This window comes from Cellulomonas composti, from assembly GCF_007990245.1.
Lineage (GTDB): Bacteria > Actinomycetota > Actinomycetes > Actinomycetales > Cellulomonadaceae > Cellulomonas > Cellulomonas composti.
On record NZ_BJWG01000001.1, the window covers coordinates 290897 to 306082 of the forward strand.

Genomic DNA, 15186 nt, shown 5'->3' on the forward strand with positions numbered 1-15186 from the left:
AGGGCCCGTCCGCCCGCGGCACCTGCGTCACCTCGTCGCCACGAGGTGCGCGAAGCCGGCAGGTGCGCGGACGCGGTTCGGCACGCAGCGACGGTGCGCGCGCACGGCGCACTCCGGGACTAGCGTGGGCGCATGGCGCAGCTGCTGCATTCCTACTCGGTGGATCTGACCTGGACGGGTGCGGGCCCGGCCGGCACGACGACGTACACGTCGTACGGCCGCGACCATGAGCTGACGTCGGGTCGCAAGCAGTCGCTGCCGGGCACGTCCGATCCCGCGTTCCGGGGCGACCCCGACCGCTGGTCGCCCGAGGACCTCCTGGTCGGCGCGCTCGCACAGTGCCACATGCTGTGGTTCCTGCATCTGGCGGCCGCGGCGGGTGTGGTCGTGGTCGGCTACGCCGACGCCGCAGCCGGGACCATGCGCATCGAGTCGGCCGGGCAGGGCCAGTTCACCGAGGTCGTGCTGCACCCACGAGTCACCCTGCGGGGCCACCACCTACCGGACGGCTCCCCCGTGACCGACGGTGTCCTGGCCGACCTGCACCACCGCGCGCACGAGCACTGCTTCATCGCCCGGTCGGTGAACTTCACCGTGCGCCACGAGCCCGTGCCGGTCGCGTTCGAGCACCGCGTCGTCACGGCCTGAGCCACCATTCCTGAGCCGCCACTCCTGAGCCGCCACTGGCGTCGGCCGCGGGTCAGGCGGACGCGCGCTCGGCTTCCACGGGCAGCACGTCGGCCAGGAACCGACCGGTGTGGCTCTCCGCGACCGCGGCGACCTGCTCGGGCGTGCCCTCGGCGATGACCGTGCCACCGCCCGAACCGCCCTCCGGCCCCATGTCGACCACCCAGTCGGCGTTCTTGATCACGTCGAGGTTGTGCTCGATGACGATCACGGTGTTGCCCTTGTCGACCAGCGACTGCAGCACGCCGAGCAGCTTGCGGATGTCCTCGAAGTGCAGGCCCGTGGTCGGCTCGTCGAGCACGTAGATCGTGCGACCCGTCGAGCGCCGCTGCAGCTCGGCCGCGAGCTTGACGCGCTGCGCCTCGCCGCCCGAGAGCGTCGGAGCAGGCTGGCCGAGCCGGACGTAGCCGAGGCCGACCGAGACCAGCGTGGTCAGGTGGCGGCTGATCGCGGGGACCGCCGCGAAGAACTCCGCGGCCTCCTCGATCGGCATCGCCAGCACGTCGGCCACCGTCTTGCCCTTGAAGTGCACCTCGAGCGTCTCGCGGTTGTACCGCGCGCCATGGCACACCTCGCACGGGACGTACACGTCGGGCAGGAAGTTCATCTCGATCTTGATCGTGCCGTCGCCCGAGCACGCCTCGCAGCGGCCGCCCTTGACGTTGAACGAGAATCGTCCGGGCGCGTAGCCGCGCACCTTCGCCTCGGTGGTCTCGGCGAACAGCTTGCGCACGTGGTCCCAGACGCCGGTGTACGTCGCCGGGTTGGACCGCGGGGTGCGTCCGATCGGCCCCTGGTCGACGTGCACGACCTTGTCGAGATGCTCGAGGCCCGTGACCCGGGTGTGCCGGCCCGCGACCTGCCGGGCGCCGTTGAGCTCGTTGGCCAGGACCGTGTAGAGGATCGCGTTGACGAGCGTCGACTTGCCCGAGCCGGAGACCCCGGTCACCGCGGTGAACGTCCCCAGCGGGAACGACACGTCGATGCCCTGAAGGTTGTGCTCGCGTGCCCCGACGACCGTGACCTGGCGCTTCGGGTCGATCGCTCGCCGCTGCGCCGGCATCGGGATCGACCGTCGCCCGGACAGGTAGGCACCGGTGACGGACTCCGCCGACGACAGCAGCCCGGCCAGGTCGCCCGAGTGCACCACCCGGCCGCCGTGCTCACCTGCACCGGGTCCGATGTCGACGATCCAGTCAGCCGTGCGGATCGTGTCCTCGTCGTGCTCGACGACGATGAGCGTGTTGCCCAGGTCCCGCAGCCGCGTGAGCGTGTCGATCAGGCGGCGGTTGTCCCGCTGGTGCAGGCCGATCGACGGCTCGTCGAGCACGTAGAGCACACCCACCAGGCCCGAGCCGATCTGGGTCGCGAGCCGGATGCGCTGCGCCTCACCGCCCGAGAGCGTCGCCGCGGGCCGGGTCAACGAGAGGTAGTCGAGCCCGACGTCGAGCAGGAAGCCGAGACGCGCCTGGATCTCCTTGAGCACCTGGACGGCGATCTGGCGCTCGCGCTCGCCGAGCGTCAGCCCGTCGAGGAAGTCGCGCGCCTCGCGGATGGGCAGCTCGCAGACCTGCGCGATGGACCGTCCCCCGACCAGCACCGCGAGCACCTCGGGCTTGAGGCGGGCGCCCTTGCACACCGGGCACGGCACCTCACGCATGTAGGCCTCGTACTTCTCCTTGCTCCAGTCCGAGTCCGTCTCGCCGTGGCGCCGCTCGAGGAACGTGATCACGCCCTCGAACCCCGTGGAGTACTGACGCTCGCGACCCCAGCGGTTCTTGTAGCGGACGTGGACCTCGTGGTTGCGCCCGTGCAGGACGGCGTCCTTGGCCCGCTGCGGCAGAGCCCGCCACGGGACGTCCATCGAGAAGCCCATCTCGTCGGCCAGCGCCTCGAGCACCCGCCCGAAGTACCCGAGCGCGACCTGGGTCCACGGCGCGACGGCGCCCTGCGCGAGCGAGAGCTCCTCGTCGGGGATGACCAGGTCCGGGTCCACCTCGAGACGCGAGCCGATGCCGGTGCACTCGGGGCAGGCGCCGTAGGGCGCGTTGAACGAGAACGTGCGCGGCTCGATCTCGTCGAGCGACAGGACGTGGTCGTTCGGGCACGCCCGGTTCTCCGAGAAGCGGCGTTCGCGGGCCGGGTCGTCGGCATCCGCGTCGACCAGCTCGACGACGAGCAGGCCGCCCGCCAGCCCGAGCGCGGTCTCGACCGAGTCGGTGAGCCGCCGCTGCACGCCCTCGCGGGCAACGAGCCGGTCGACGACGACCTCGATGTCGTGCTTGAGCTTCTTCTCGAGCGTGGGCGGGCTCGTGAGCTGGACGACCTCGCCGTCGACCCGGGCGCGCGCGAAGCCCTTGCCCTGCAGCTCGGCGAACAGGTCCGCGTACTCCCCCTTGCGTCCCCGCACGACGGGCGCCAGGACCTGGTAACGCGTCCCCTCGGGCAGCTCGAGCAAGCGGTCGACGATCTGCTGGGGCGTCTGCGCCGTCACGCGCTCGCCGCACTCGGGGCAGTGCTGCGTGCCGGCGCGCGCGTACAGCAGGCGCAGGTAGTCGTAGACCTCGGTGATCGTGCCGACCGTCGAGCGCGGGTTGCGGTTGGTCGACTTCTGGTCGATCGAGACCGCGGGCGACAGGCCCTCGATGAAGTCGACGTCGGGCTTGTCCATCTGCCCGAGGAACTGACGCGCGTACGCCGACAGCGACTCGACGTACCGCCGCTGCCCCTCCGCGAAGATCGTGTCGAACGCCAGGGACGACTTCCCGGACCCGGACAACCCGGTGAAGACGATGAGCCTGTCACGCGGGAGGTCGAGGTCGACGTTGCGGAGGTTGTGCTCGCGGGCGCCCTGCACCACCAGTCGGTCGTTCACGCCGGGAAGTCTACGTTCCACCACCGACATTCGCACACTCGTTCGACACACGGGCGGGTCGCCGGCGCAGCGCGGCAGGTCGGCGCACGTGCTCTGGGCGTGCCGGGCACACCGCGGACGGCCATGCTGGAAGCGATGACCCCCGCAGCGACTCCCGAACCGTCCCCCACCTTCGGCCCCGGGGCCGACCCGAGCCCGGTGCCGATCGCGGAGTACGCCGTGCTCGGGGACGGCCGAACGGCAGCTCTCGTCTCTCGTCGAGGCTCGGTCGACTGGCTGTGCCTGCCGGGCTTCGACTCGGCCGCCTGCTTCGCGGCGCTGCTCGGCGACGCGGACCACGGCCGCTGGGTGCTGACGGTTCCCGCGGCGCACACGGTGCAGCGTCGCTACCTCGACGACTCGTTCGTGCTCGAGACGACCTGCATCGCACCCACCGGGACCGCGGTGGTGACCGAGGCGATGCCGCTGGGCGACGGCCGCGCCGATCTGATCCGCCGCCTGACCTGCACCGACGGCACCGTCGAGGTGTGGCACGAGTGGATCGTGCGCTTCGGTTACGGCGCGATCGAGCCGTGGGTGATGCGCATCGACGACCCCTCCGGCGGGCAGGCGGTGCGCGCCATCGCGGGCCCCGACTCGCTCGTGCTGCGCGGCGACCGACTCCCCCGCGCGCACGACCATCGGCACACCGACCGCTTCACGCTCCGCGCCGGCGAGACCGTCGAGCTGGCGCTCACCTGGGTCCCGTCCTGGGCCGAGGTCCCGGCCCTCCTCACGATCGCGGACCGCCTCGACCAGACCAGGATCCGCTGGCGCCGGTGGGCCGCCGCGTGCGCCTACGAGGGCCCCTACCGCGACGCCGTGATCCGCTCGCTCCTGGTGCTGCGCCTGCTCACCGACGAGGAGACGGGCGGCATCGTCGCCGCGCCCACGACCTCGCTGCCCGAGGACTTCGGAGGCGGACGCAACTGGGACTACCGCTTCTGCTGGCTCCGGGACGCCGCGATGACGCTCGAGGCGCTCGTCGAGCACGGGTACCACCACGAGGCGACCCGGTGGCGCGACTGGCTGCTGCGGGCCGTGGCCGGCGACCCAGCCGACCTGCAGATCATGTACCGCGTCGACGGCGGGCGTGACCTTCCCGAGCGTGAGCTCACGCATCTTCCGGGCTACGGCGGCGCGCGACCGGTCCGCATCGGCAACGCGGCCGTGGGCCAGGTGCAGAACGACGTGCTCGGCGAGGTGATGTGCGCGCTCGACCAGGCGCGCCGCGCCGGCATCCCGGACACGCCCGCCGCGTGGTCGATGCAGCGCCATCTCGTCGACCACCTGCTGCGCAGCTGGCAGAGCCCCGACCGCGGCATCTGGGAGGTCCGCGGCGAGCCGCGGCACTTCGTGCACTCCAAGGTCATGGCGTGGGCGGCGGTGGACCGGGCGGTGCGCGCGGTCGAGGAGCACGGCCTGCCAGGTCCCGTGGAGCGATGGCGCGCCGCACGGGACGCCATCCACGCGGACGTCCTGCGGCACGGCTGGAACCACGAGCGCGGCACGTTCGTGCAGTCCTACGGCGCGCAGCACACCGACGCGGCCCTGCTCCAGCTCGTCCAGGTGGGCTTCCTGCCGGCCGACGACGAGCGCGTGCTCGCCACCGTAGCCGCCGTGCGCCAGGAGCTGGAGGTCGCCCCCGGGCTCCTGTGGCGCTACCACGTCGAGCACACCGACGACGGTGTCCCGGGCGACGAACAGGCGTTCATGGCCTGCTCGTTCTGGCTGGCCGACGCGCTCGCACGCACCGACCAGCTCGACGAGGCCACCGCGGTCCTCGACCGGCTCGTCGCCGCACGCAACGACGTCGGACTGCTCGCCGAGCAGCTCGACCCGGTCAGCGGCCGCATGGCCGGCAACTTCCCGCAGGCGCTCTCCCACCTGGCTCTCGCACGCGCGGTGCACAGCCACGCCGAGGCGTGCGCCCGCGCCGCCGCCCGCCCCGGGAGTGTCTGACGACGGCCGACCCTCGAACCTGACGAGCCCCGACGAGAGAACGACGAGTCCCACGACCGACCGGTACGACGAGAGCGAGGACGACATGCCCGAGGACGACCTGCCCGAGACCGTCTGGTTCGCGCTGCAGCACTCGCGAGGCCCGACGGTCCCCGCCGGCACCGCGGTGGCCGACGATCCCGGCATCGCCGAGCACTACGCCTTCCTCCGGCGCCGGCTCGCGGCGGGCCAGCTCGTCGCGGCAGGGCCGCTCGCCGACGAGCCCGGCGCGGGCCTGACGGTCCTCGCGGTCGACACGCTCGACGAGGCCGAGCGCCTCGCGACGCGCGACGACCAGTCCGTGGTCGCAGGTGTGCTCACCGTCCGGGTCCGGCCGTGGCGCGTCGTGCTGCGGGGGTCGGCACGATGACGACGCCCCTGCCCGAGGCCGTGACCACGCGCTCGGCGGGCTTCGACGTCATGCTCGCCAACACGGTCCTGGAGTGCCGGGACGCGGGCGCGCTCGCGGACTTCTACCGCCGCCTGCTCGGCTGGCGCCTGCTCGTCGACGAGGGCGACTGGGCGATCCTGCGGCCCCCGGGCGGTGGCTCGGGCATCTCGTTCAGCTCCGACCCGTCGTACGAGCCGCCCGTGTGGCCGGCCACCGCCGACCACCAGCAGATGCAGCTCCACCTCGACTTCTGGGTCGACGACCTGGGCGCGGGCGTGGCGCACGCGCTCGCCACGGGCGCGCGCCTCGCGGACTTCCAGCCGCAGGAGCACGTGCGCGTCCTGCTCGATCCCGCGGGCCACCCGTTCTGCTTCTTCGACGACTAGCGCGCCGCGCGCGGGCTCGTCGGCGACCGGTCACGCCTCCGGCGGACCGAGCACGGACGTCGCGACCGTCGCGTGCGCGGACTCGTCGTCGGACGGGTGGAAGATGCCCGCGAGCACGTCCCGGTAGAGCCGGCCGAGCTCGTTGCCGCTGAAGTACGAGCCGCCGCCGCTGGCCCGCAGCGCGAGCTCGACGACCTGGCGCGCCGCCTCGGTGGCACGCACCTTGAGCCCGACGAGCTGCGCGAACCAGCGTGCGCCGTGGTCCGCCTGCTCGTCGACGTCACGCGCCAGCGCGAACACCTGCAGCTCGGTGCCGTCCTGCAGCAGCGCGGCATCAGCGATGCGCCACCGGATGTCGGGATCCTGCGCGTAGGCACGTCCGTCGTTCTTCATCGAGGTCCGACGACGCGCGTTGGCGACCGCCAGCTCCACGGCCCGCCGCCCGATCCCCGCGTAGACCGCGCCGAGCAGGATCTCGAACACCGCGAACAACGCGAAGATGAACGGGTCGGCCGACGGCCCGGGCGGCAGCCGCCGGTAGACGTGCTCGGCGGGTGCGTACGCGCCGTCGAGCACCGTCGTCGCGGACTGGGTCGCGCGCATGCCGAGGGTGTCCCAGTCGTCCTTCGTCGTGACGCCGTCCCGCCCGACGACCGCGTGCACCAGCCGCGGGTCGTCAGGATCGGTGTCGTCGCGACCGAACGTGGCCAGCCGCGTCCAGACCGGCGACAGCGACGTGAAGATCTTGGTGCCGTGGAAGCGGTAGCCGCCGTCCGGCTGCGGCTGCGCCCGCGTGCGTGAGCCGAACATCACCAGGTCGTTGCCCGCCTCCGAGTTGCCGAACGCGAAGACCTCGCCCGCGGCCGCGTCCCGCAGCACGAACTCGACCGACTCGTCCCCGCCTGCGACGAGCTGCGCTGCCAACCCCGTGACGACCAGGTGCATGTTGACGGCGAGAGCCGTGGCCGGGGCGGCCGCCGCCAGGCGCGTCTGCTCGCGCGAGACCTCCTCGAGCGTGAGTCCCGCGCCGCCGAGCCGCCGCGGCACGAACGCGAGCAGATAGCCCGCCGCGACCAGGTCCGCCAGGTCGTCGTGCGGGAACGTGTTGTCCCGGTCGTGCCCGGCGGCCCGGTCGTGGATCGCGGTGAGCAGGTCGTCGGTCAGGATCGTGCGCAGCTGTCGGGACATGCCCGTCCTCTCGTCCGTTCTCGTCGTGCTCGTCGTGCTCGTCGTGCAGCGGGGCAACGGGGCGGCGGGTGCCGCTCAGGCGACCTCGTCCGGGTCGGAACCGGTGCGCTGCCCGCGGTCCAGCCCGGCGATGCGTGCGTGGTCGTCGGCGTCGAGCACGACGTCGGCGAGGTCCAGGTTCTCCCGGATGCGGGCGGGCGTCACCGACTTCGGGATCACACCGTGCCCCAGGTCGAGGTGCCAGCGCAGCACGACCTGCGCGGACGAGACCCCGTGCCGGGCTGCGATCGCGGTGATCACGGGGTCGCGCAGCACGGTGCCGCGCCCGAGCGGGGACCAGGCCTGCGTCACGATCCCGTGCTCCGCGTGGAACGCCCGCAGCTCGCGCTGCTGCAGGTAGGGATGCAGCTCGACCTGGTTCACCGTCGGAGCCTGACCGCTGTCGTCGAGGATCTGCTCCAGGTGCGCGATCTGGAAGTTGCTCACCCCGACCGAGCGCACCCGACCCTCGTCGCGCAGCCGCAGCAGCTCGCGCCACGTCTGGACGTACAGCCCGCGCGACGGGCACGGCCAGTGGATCAGGTACAGGTCGGGTGCGCCGAGCCCCAGCCGCTCGACCGATGCCTCGAACGCCGCACGCGCCGCTCCCGTGCCGTGCGCGTCGTTCCACAGCTTCGTCGTGACGAAGACGTCCTCCCGTGCGAGCCCGCTCGCCCGCACGGCTGCGCCGACGCCGTGCTCGTTGCCGTACAGCCTCGCGGTGTCGACGAGCCGGTACCCCGCGGCGAGGGCCGTCGACACGGCGGGCACCGCATCCTCGTCGGAGACCTTGTACACGCCGAACCCGAGCCGGGGCATCGGGACGCCGTCGTGCAGCCGCAGGTCCATCCCGCCACCTTGCCACCTGCATCCGTGCCGCACGAGCGCACGTCGGCCCGTGTGCGGCAGGATGCCCACATGCCTCACTTCGCGGTCCGCTACACCTACGACCTGCGCGCCGACGCGCGCGACCACTTCCGCACGGAGCACCGGGCGTACCTCGCGGGGCTCGCCGACGGCGGTGCTCTGCTCGGCTCGGGGCCGTTCTCCACCGGCGCGGCCGGAGCGCTCATCGTGCTGCGCGCGCGGGACGAGGAGCACGTGAAGGAGATGCTCGATGCCGACCCGTTCCAGCGCGAGGGTCTCGTCGCCGAGACCGAGGTCCGCGTCTGGGAGATCGTCCTCGGCCCGTGGAGCGAGGCGTAGCCCACCTCGCGTTCGCGGTGGTGTGACCCAGCGCGGTGGTGTGACCCAGCGCAGTGGTGTGACCCAGCGCAGTGGTGTGACCCAGCGCAGTGGTGTGACGCTGCGGCTCAGACCTGGGGCGGTACCTCGTCGGCGGTCGACACCGTCGCACTCTCGTCGGCCGCCGTGTCCGGGACGTCCGCGCCGCCGCGACTGCGCGTCGCGATCAGGCTCGCGATCGCGGTGACGCCGAGGATCCCGACGATCGCGACGAGCGAGAGCCACACCGGGATCTCCGGCGCCCACGGGACGGGTTCGCCGCCGTTGATGAACGGCACCTCGTTGGTGTGCAGGGCTTCGAGGATCAGCTTGACCCCGATGAACCCGAGCAGCACCGCCAGTCCGTAGCTGAGGTAGACGAACCGGCTCATCAGGTCGCCCAGCAGGAAGTAGAGCTGGCGCAGGCCCATCAACGCGAAGATGTTCGCCATGATGATGAGGTAGGGCTCGCTCGTCAGGCCGAAGATGGCGGGGATCGAGTCGAACGCGAACAGGACGTCGGTCGCGCCGAGCGCGACCAGCACGATGAGCATCGGCGTGACGAGCCGGCGGCCGTTCTCCTTCACCGTCAGGCGCACACCGTGGTACTCGGGCGTCGAGGGCAGCCAGCGCTGGACCAGGCGCAGCAGCAGCGGCGGGTGGTACTCCTCGTCCTCCTCGCCACCCTCGCCGCGTCCCACCTTCCACGCGGTCCAGACCAGGAACGCACCGAAGATGTAGAACACCCACGAGAACGCCTCGACGACCGCCGCACCCGCGACGATGAAGATCCCGCGGAACACCAGCGCGAGCACGATCCCGACGAGCAGCGCGGTCTGCTGGTACGCCCGTGGCACCGCGAACCGCGACATGATCAGCATGAAGACGAACAGGTTGTCGACCGACAGCGAGTACTCCGTCAACCACCCCGCGAAGAACTCGCCCGAGTACCGCGGACCGGCCACGGCCCACACGCCGAGGCCGAACAGCACCGCCAGCCCGATGTACAGCGCGAGGTAGCGCAGGCACTCCGCGGTGGTCGGGACGTGCGGGCGACGACCCACGATCGCGACGTCCACGACGAGCACGACGGCCGCGATCCCGAGCGTCACGGCCCAGACGAGAGGATCGACGGTCACGGGAGGTCCGCCGGGTCCGGCGTGGTGGGCTCCGTCGTGGAGGGCTCCGTCGTGGTGGGCTCCGTCGTCGGCCCGTCCGCGGTCGCGTCCGCAGTCGTGGCAGCGTCCGCGCGACCGGTCGCGATCAGGCTCGCGACCGTCGCGACCGCCAGCGTGCCGAGGATCACGGTCAGCGACAGCCAGATCGGGATCTCCGGCGCCCACTCGACCGGCTCACCGCCGTTGATGAACGGCAGCTCGTTGACGTGCAGCGCGTGCAGCAGCAGCTTCACGCCGATGAACGCGAGGATCACCGCCAGGCCCTGCGAGAGGTAGACGAGCCGCTCGAGCAGCCCGCCGATGAGGAAGTAGAGCTGGCGCAGGCCGAGCAGCGCGAACGCGTTCGCGGTGAACACGATGTACGGCTCGCTGGTCAGTCCGTAGATCGCGGGGATCGAGTCGAACGCGAACAGCAGGTCCGCCGAGCCGATGGCCACCATCACGACGAGCATCGGCGTGACGAGCCGCTTGCCGTCGATCCGCACCGTGAGCCGGTCGCCGTGGTACTCGTCCGTCGTCGGGACGACGCGCTTGAGCATGCGCACCGCGAAGCCGTCGCGCTGCAGCGACACGTCCTCTGCGACGTCGCTGTCGTGCTTCTCGCGCGCGAGGCTGATCGCCGTGTACACGAGGAACGCGCCGAACAGGTAGAACACCCACGAGAACTGCTCGATCGCCGCCGCGCCGGCCAGGATGAAGACCGTCCGCAGCACGAGCGCGATCGCCACGCCGACGAGCAGCACCTTCTGCTGGTAGGGCCGCGGCACCGCGAACTTCGTCATGATCACGAGGAAGACGAACAGGTTGTCGACCGACAGGCTCTTCTCGGTCACGTACCCCGCGAAGTACTCCGCTCCCGGTCCCCAGCCGGCGACCACGCCCAAGCCGACGCCGAACACGACTGCGAGGCCGATGTAGACGGCCGACCAGATCGCCGACTCGCGAAACGTCGGCTCGTGCGGCGTGCGCACGTGCGCGTAGAAGTCGAAGACGAGGAGCCCGACGATCGCCAACGCGGTCAGGGCCCAGACCAGGCCAGAGACATCCATGGGCATTCCTCCGGTACGGGTGCGGTGCAGTACCGAAGGTCTCCCCCACCCGCCGAGACCGGGAGGCCGACCGCGCCGGGGCCCGTGCGGACGGGAACCGTGATGACGACGCGATCGCTTATGGGGTACTCCCCTTCACAACCGCGGACAGCATACGGGCGCCCGCGGCTCACTGCACACAGAACTCGTTGCCCTCAGGGTCCGTCATGGTCACCCAGAAGCTGCCGAGCTCGTCCTTCTCGTACAGCCGGGTCGCGCCCAGCGCCTCGAGCTCGGCCACTCGTGCTCGGACCGCGGCCGGGCGTTCCTCGCGCGGCAGGTGCGACGCGACGCCGACGTCCAGGTGCACGCGGTTCTTGGCGGTCTTGCCCTCGGGCACCCGCTGAAACCACAGCCGCGGCCCGACGCCGTCCGGGTCCACGACCGCATACGCCGACTCGCGCTGGTCGAGCGGCACGTTCATCGCGTCCAGCGCCTCCTCCCACGTCGTGAACGGCGGCGGGGGTGAGTCCTCGACGTAGCCCAGCGCGGCCGCCCAGAACCGCCCCAGCGTCGGCGGGTGCGCGGCGTCGAACGTTACCTGGAGCTTCACGGCCATCGGTTCCTCCTGGAGTGCGGACCTGCGTGCGGACCTACGTGCGGACCTGCGTGGGGGCTGCCGTGCGCTGGGCTCGGCCCGGCTGCTCACGCGGTCGCCGCGTGCATCTGCCGGAGCTCCTTCTTGAGCCCGGAGATCTCGTCGCGCAACCGGGCGGCGAGCTCGAACTGCAGCTCGCCCGCCGCCGCGTGCATCTGGTCGGTGAGCTCCTGGATGAGCCCGGCCAGGTCGCCCGCCGCCGCGCCGACCAGACGCGTGCGCTCGTCCCGCGGTGCGCCCTTCGACCCGAAGCCCGGCACGGGCGCCTTGCCGCGGCTCGACTGCCGACCGCCGCCGCCGAGCAGCTCGGCCGTGTCCGCGTCCTCGCGCGCGAGCAGGTCGGTGATGTCGCCGATCTTCTTGCGCAGCGGCTGCGGGTCGATGCCGTTGGCGGTGTTGTACGCGACCTGCTTCTCCCGGCGGCGGTTCGTCTCGTCGATCGCGAGGCGCATCGCGTCGGTGACCCTGTCGGCGTACATGTGGACCTCGCCGGAGACGTTGCGCGCGGCACGCCCGATCGTCTGGATGAGCGACTTGCCCGACCGCAGGAAGCCCTCCTTGTCGGCGTCGAGGATCGCGACGAGCGAGACCTCGGGCAGGTCCAGCCCCTCACGCAGCAGGTTGATGCCGACGAGCACGTCGTACTCACCGAGCCGCAGCTCGCGCAGGAGCTCGACGCGGCGCAGCGTGTCCACCTCGGAGTGCAGGTAGCGCACCCGCACCCCCTTCTCGAGGAAGTAGTCGGTCAGGTCCTCGGCCATCTTCTTGGTCAGCGTCGTGACGAGCACGCGCTCGTCGCGGTCGACCCGGTCGCGGATCTCGCCGAGCAGGTCGTCGATCTGACCCTTGGTGGGCTTGACGACGACCTCGGGGTCGACCAGACCCGTCGGGCGGATGATCTGTTCGACCACACCGTCGGAGATGGACAGCTCGTAGTCACCGGGCGTCGCCGACAGGTAGACCGTCTGGCCGATCCGCTCGACGAACTCCTCCCACCGCAACGGCCGGTTGTCGACCGCGCTCGGCAGCCGGAACCCGTGCTCGACGAGCGCCCGCTTGCGGGACATGTCCCCCTCGAACATCGCACCGATCTGCGGCACGGTCACGTGCGACTCGTCGATGACCAGCAGGAAGTCCTCGGGGAAGAAGTCGAGCAGCGTGTTCGGCGCGGAGCCGGCCGTGCGTCCGTCGATGTGGCGTGAGTAGTTCTCGATCCCCGAGCACGAGCCGATCTGACGCATCATCTCGATGTCGTACGTCGTCCTCATCTGCAGGCGCTGCGCCTCGAGCAGCTTGCCCTGCCGCTCGAGCTCGGCCAGCCGCGCCTCGAGCTCGGCCTCGATCCCCCCGATCGCGTGCTCCATGCGCTCGGGGCCGGCGACGTAGTGCGTCGCCGGGAAGATCATCATCTGCTGCTCCGAGCGGACGACGTCACCCGTCAGCGGGTGGAGCGTCGCGATCGCCTCGATCTCGTCGCCGAAGAACTCGATCCGGATCGCGAGCTCCTCGTACATCGGGATGATCTCGACCGTGTCCCCCCGCACGCGGAACGTGCCGCGCGAGAACGCGACGTCGTTGCGCGTGTACTGCATCTCCACGAAGCGCCGCAGCAGCCGGTCCCGCTCGATCTCCTGGCCCACTTCGAGCGTGACCATCCGGTCGACGTACTCCTGGGGCGTGCCCAGGCCGTAGATGCACGAGACCGACGCGACCACGACGACGTCGCGCCGGGTCAGGAGCGACGAGGTCGCCGAGTGCCGCAGGCGCTCGACCTCCTCGTTGATCGAGCTGTCCTTCTCGATGTAGGTGTCCGTCTGAGCGATGTACGCCTCAGGCTGGTAGTAGTCGTAGTACGAGACGAAGTACTCGACGGCGTTGTTCGGCAGCAGCTCGCGGAACTCCGTCGCGAGCTGGGCCGCCAGCGTCTTGTTCGGTGCCATGACGAGCGTCGGCCGCTGGACCTGCTCGATGAGCCAGGCCGTCGTCGCCGACTTGCCCGTCCCGGTCGCACCCAGGAGCACGACGTCCTTCTCGCCCGCGTTGAGGCGGGCGGTCAGCGCGGCGATCGCCGCCGGCTGGTCGCCCGAGGGTGTGAAGTCGGAGACGACCTCGAACGGGGAGACCGTGCGCTGCAACTCGGTGACGGGACGCATCCCCACACGGTACGTCGAGCCACCGACACGCTGCCCGGGCGCGGGCGCCCGGGCGCCCGCTACGCCCCTACTCCTTGCCGCTGACCAGGGTGACGATCGCGCCGCGGTCCTCCGCGACGATGGCCGAGACGTACCAGTCCATGTACGCCTCGTAGGCGGAGAAGCCGCGGATCTTGCGCTTGGCCGCGGGCACCAGCATCGAGACCCCGCCGTCCTTGACGTTGAACGCCGTGATGGCGGTGCGTGCGGTCGTGCGACCCACGGCGCGGTTGGTCTCGAGCACGAACTTCATGAGCTCGTCGCCCTCGAAGTGGTCCCGGAGCGAGAGCGTCACCGCATGCGGCGTCCGCGACTCGACGCGCACGCGGCAGTTCGGGTCGTCGACGCTCGCCGCGCACTTCTCCGCGAGCTCGAGCATCCGCGTCTCGGTCAGGGTCGAGCCGACCGACACCGACGCGCGGGTCTGCGCGGGCTTGGCCATGGGTTCCTCCTCGTCGTCGCCGCAGGGTTGTCGCGGCTGTTGTTGCTCCACTCTCATCGGCATCCGGGCCGGATGCTCTGAGGCGCGGATCACACGATGCCCGAATCACCCCGGTTGCAACAGGCCGACAGAGACCTTCGTCCCGCGATGGAGCGCTCTCCGACCGTCCAGCGGCCACGTGGGGTTCAGATCTGGGGCTCGGCCGGCGCCCGTGGCGGGCTCAGCGGCGCTCCGCGGACTCCTCGTCGGCCCGTTCGTGCGCCACGCGGTCCCACAGGTCGTCGACCTGTGCGACGAGGTTCGCCTCACTGCCCGTACCGTCCAGCACGACGTCCGCCGCCTCGAGGCGCTCGTCGTCGGACGCCTGCGCGGCGACCCTGGCCTCCGCGTCCGTCCGGTCCATCCCGCGCAGCCGGACGAGCCGTTCGACCCGCAGCAGCGCGGGCGCATGGACGACGACGACGAGGTGGAAGTCCTCGGCCTGACCGGTCTCGACGAGCAGGGGCACGTCGTGCACGACGACGGCGCCGTGGTCGGCGGCACCGGCGGCGGCCTCCCGTTCGGCGGCGAGCCGCCGGACCACGGGGTGCACGATCGCGTCGAGTCGCGCGCGCTGCCCGTCGTCGGCGAACACCACGGCGGCGAGCGCCGCACGGTCGAGCGACCCGTCGGGGGCCAGCATCCCGACGCCGAACGCCTCGACGACCTCGCCGAGGCCGACCGAACCCGGTGCGACCGCCTCGCGCGCGAGCGCGTCATGGTCGATCACGACGGCACCGTGCTCGTGCAACCGCCGCGACGCGACGGACTTGCCGGCGCCGATCCCGCCCGTCAACCCGATCCGCTGCATCCCGCCAT

The 15186-nt window shown here is 71.4% G+C and carries 14 protein-coding genes; 5 read left to right on the top strand and 9 right to left on the bottom strand.

Annotated features, from left to right (window positions below):
• Positions 1-132: 132 nt before the first annotated feature.
• Positions 133-648 carry an OsmC family protein gene (locus CCO02nite_RS01350; protein ID WP_146841221.1) on the top strand — a complete coding sequence of 172 codons (516 nt, stop codon included), beginning with the start codon at positions 133-135 and terminating at the stop codon, positions 646-648.
• A 52-nt stretch (positions 649-700) separates the two neighbouring features.
• On the opposite strand, the gene uvrA is transcribed toward CCO02nite_RS01350, so the two are convergent.
• Positions 701-3592: an excinuclease ABC subunit UvrA gene (gene uvrA, locus CCO02nite_RS01355; protein ID WP_371862463.1), complete on the bottom strand. Its 2892-nt coding sequence runs from the start codon at positions 3590-3592 to the stop codon at positions 701-703.
• Between the two features lie 105 nt (positions 3593-3697).
• On the opposite strand from uvrA, the gene CCO02nite_RS01360 reads away from it, so the two are divergent.
• From CCO02nite_RS01360 to CCO02nite_RS01370, 3 genes are all read left to right on the top strand, one after another.
• Positions 3698-5563 carry a glycoside hydrolase family 15 protein gene (locus CCO02nite_RS01360; protein WP_146841225.1) on the top strand — a complete coding sequence of 622 codons (1866 nt, stop codon included), beginning with the start codon at positions 3698-3700 and terminating at the stop codon, positions 5561-5563.
• An 85-nt stretch (positions 5564-5648) separates the two neighbouring features.
• On the top strand, positions 5649-5972 hold the full coding sequence (locus tag CCO02nite_RS01365; RefSeq protein ID WP_146841227.1) for a YciI family protein: 324 nt from the start codon (positions 5649-5651) through the stop codon (positions 5970-5972).
• Positions 5969-6379, top strand: a complete 411-nt coding sequence (locus CCO02nite_RS01370) for a VOC family protein (protein WP_186812539.1) — start codon at positions 5969-5971, stop codon at positions 6377-6379. Before CCO02nite_RS01365 ends, CCO02nite_RS01370 begins: the two co-directional genes overlap by 4 nt.
• 30 nt (positions 6380-6409) lie before the next feature.
• Here the strand turns inward: CCO02nite_RS01370 and CCO02nite_RS01375 are convergent, their stop codons facing one another.
• Positions 6410-7567, bottom strand: coding sequence for an acyl-CoA dehydrogenase family protein (locus tag CCO02nite_RS01375; protein ID WP_146841229.1), 1158 nt, complete (start codon positions 7565-7567; stop codon positions 6410-6412).
• Between the two features lie 75 nt (positions 7568-7642).
• Positions 7643-8455 (bottom strand): aldo/keto reductase, encoded by an 813-nt coding sequence (locus CCO02nite_RS01380; protein WP_146841230.1) that lies wholly within the window; start codon positions 8453-8455, stop codon positions 7643-7645.
• Positions 8456-8524: 69 nt separating this feature from the next.
• Here CCO02nite_RS01380 and CCO02nite_RS01385 point away from each other — a divergent pair, with 69 nt between their 5' ends.
• Positions 8525-8812 (top strand): YciI family protein, encoded by a 288-nt coding sequence (locus CCO02nite_RS01385; RefSeq protein ID WP_146841232.1) that lies wholly within the window; start codon positions 8525-8527, stop codon positions 8810-8812.
• A gap of 107 nt (positions 8813-8919) precedes the next feature.
• Here the strand turns inward: CCO02nite_RS01385 and CCO02nite_RS01390 are convergent, their stop codons facing one another.
• The 6 genes from CCO02nite_RS01390 to coaE all read right to left on the bottom strand — a co-directional run bounded on the left by CCO02nite_RS01390 (position 8920) and on the right by coaE (position 15178).
• Entirely contained in the window at positions 8920-9969 is a 1050-nt protein-coding gene (locus CCO02nite_RS01390; protein WP_146841234.1) for a TerC/Alx family metal homeostasis membrane protein, read from the bottom strand.
• A complete protein-coding gene (locus CCO02nite_RS01395) occupies positions 9966-11057 on the bottom strand; it encodes a TerC family protein (protein ID WP_246117258.1) in 1092 nt (363 codons plus the stop codon). The genes CCO02nite_RS01390 and CCO02nite_RS01395 overlap by 4 nt, the downstream gene beginning before the upstream one ends.
• A gap of 169 nt (positions 11058-11226) precedes the next feature.
• A complete protein-coding gene (locus tag CCO02nite_RS01400) occupies positions 11227-11655 on the bottom strand; it encodes a VOC family protein (protein ID WP_146841235.1) in 429 nt (142 codons plus the stop codon).
• Between the two features lie 86 nt (positions 11656-11741).
• Positions 11742-13847, bottom strand: coding sequence for an excinuclease ABC subunit UvrB (gene uvrB, locus CCO02nite_RS01405; RefSeq protein ID WP_146841236.1), 2106 nt, complete (start codon positions 13845-13847; stop codon positions 11742-11744).
• Between the two features lie 67 nt (positions 13848-13914).
• Positions 13915-14328, bottom strand: a complete 414-nt coding sequence (locus tag CCO02nite_RS01410) for a hypothetical protein (RefSeq protein WP_146841237.1) — start codon at positions 14326-14328, stop codon at positions 13915-13917.
• Between the two features lie 220 nt (positions 14329-14548).
• Positions 14549-15178, bottom strand: coding sequence for a dephospho-CoA kinase (gene coaE, locus CCO02nite_RS01415; protein WP_146841238.1), 630 nt, complete (start codon positions 15176-15178; stop codon positions 14549-14551).
• Positions 15179-15186: the final 8 nt, after the last annotated feature.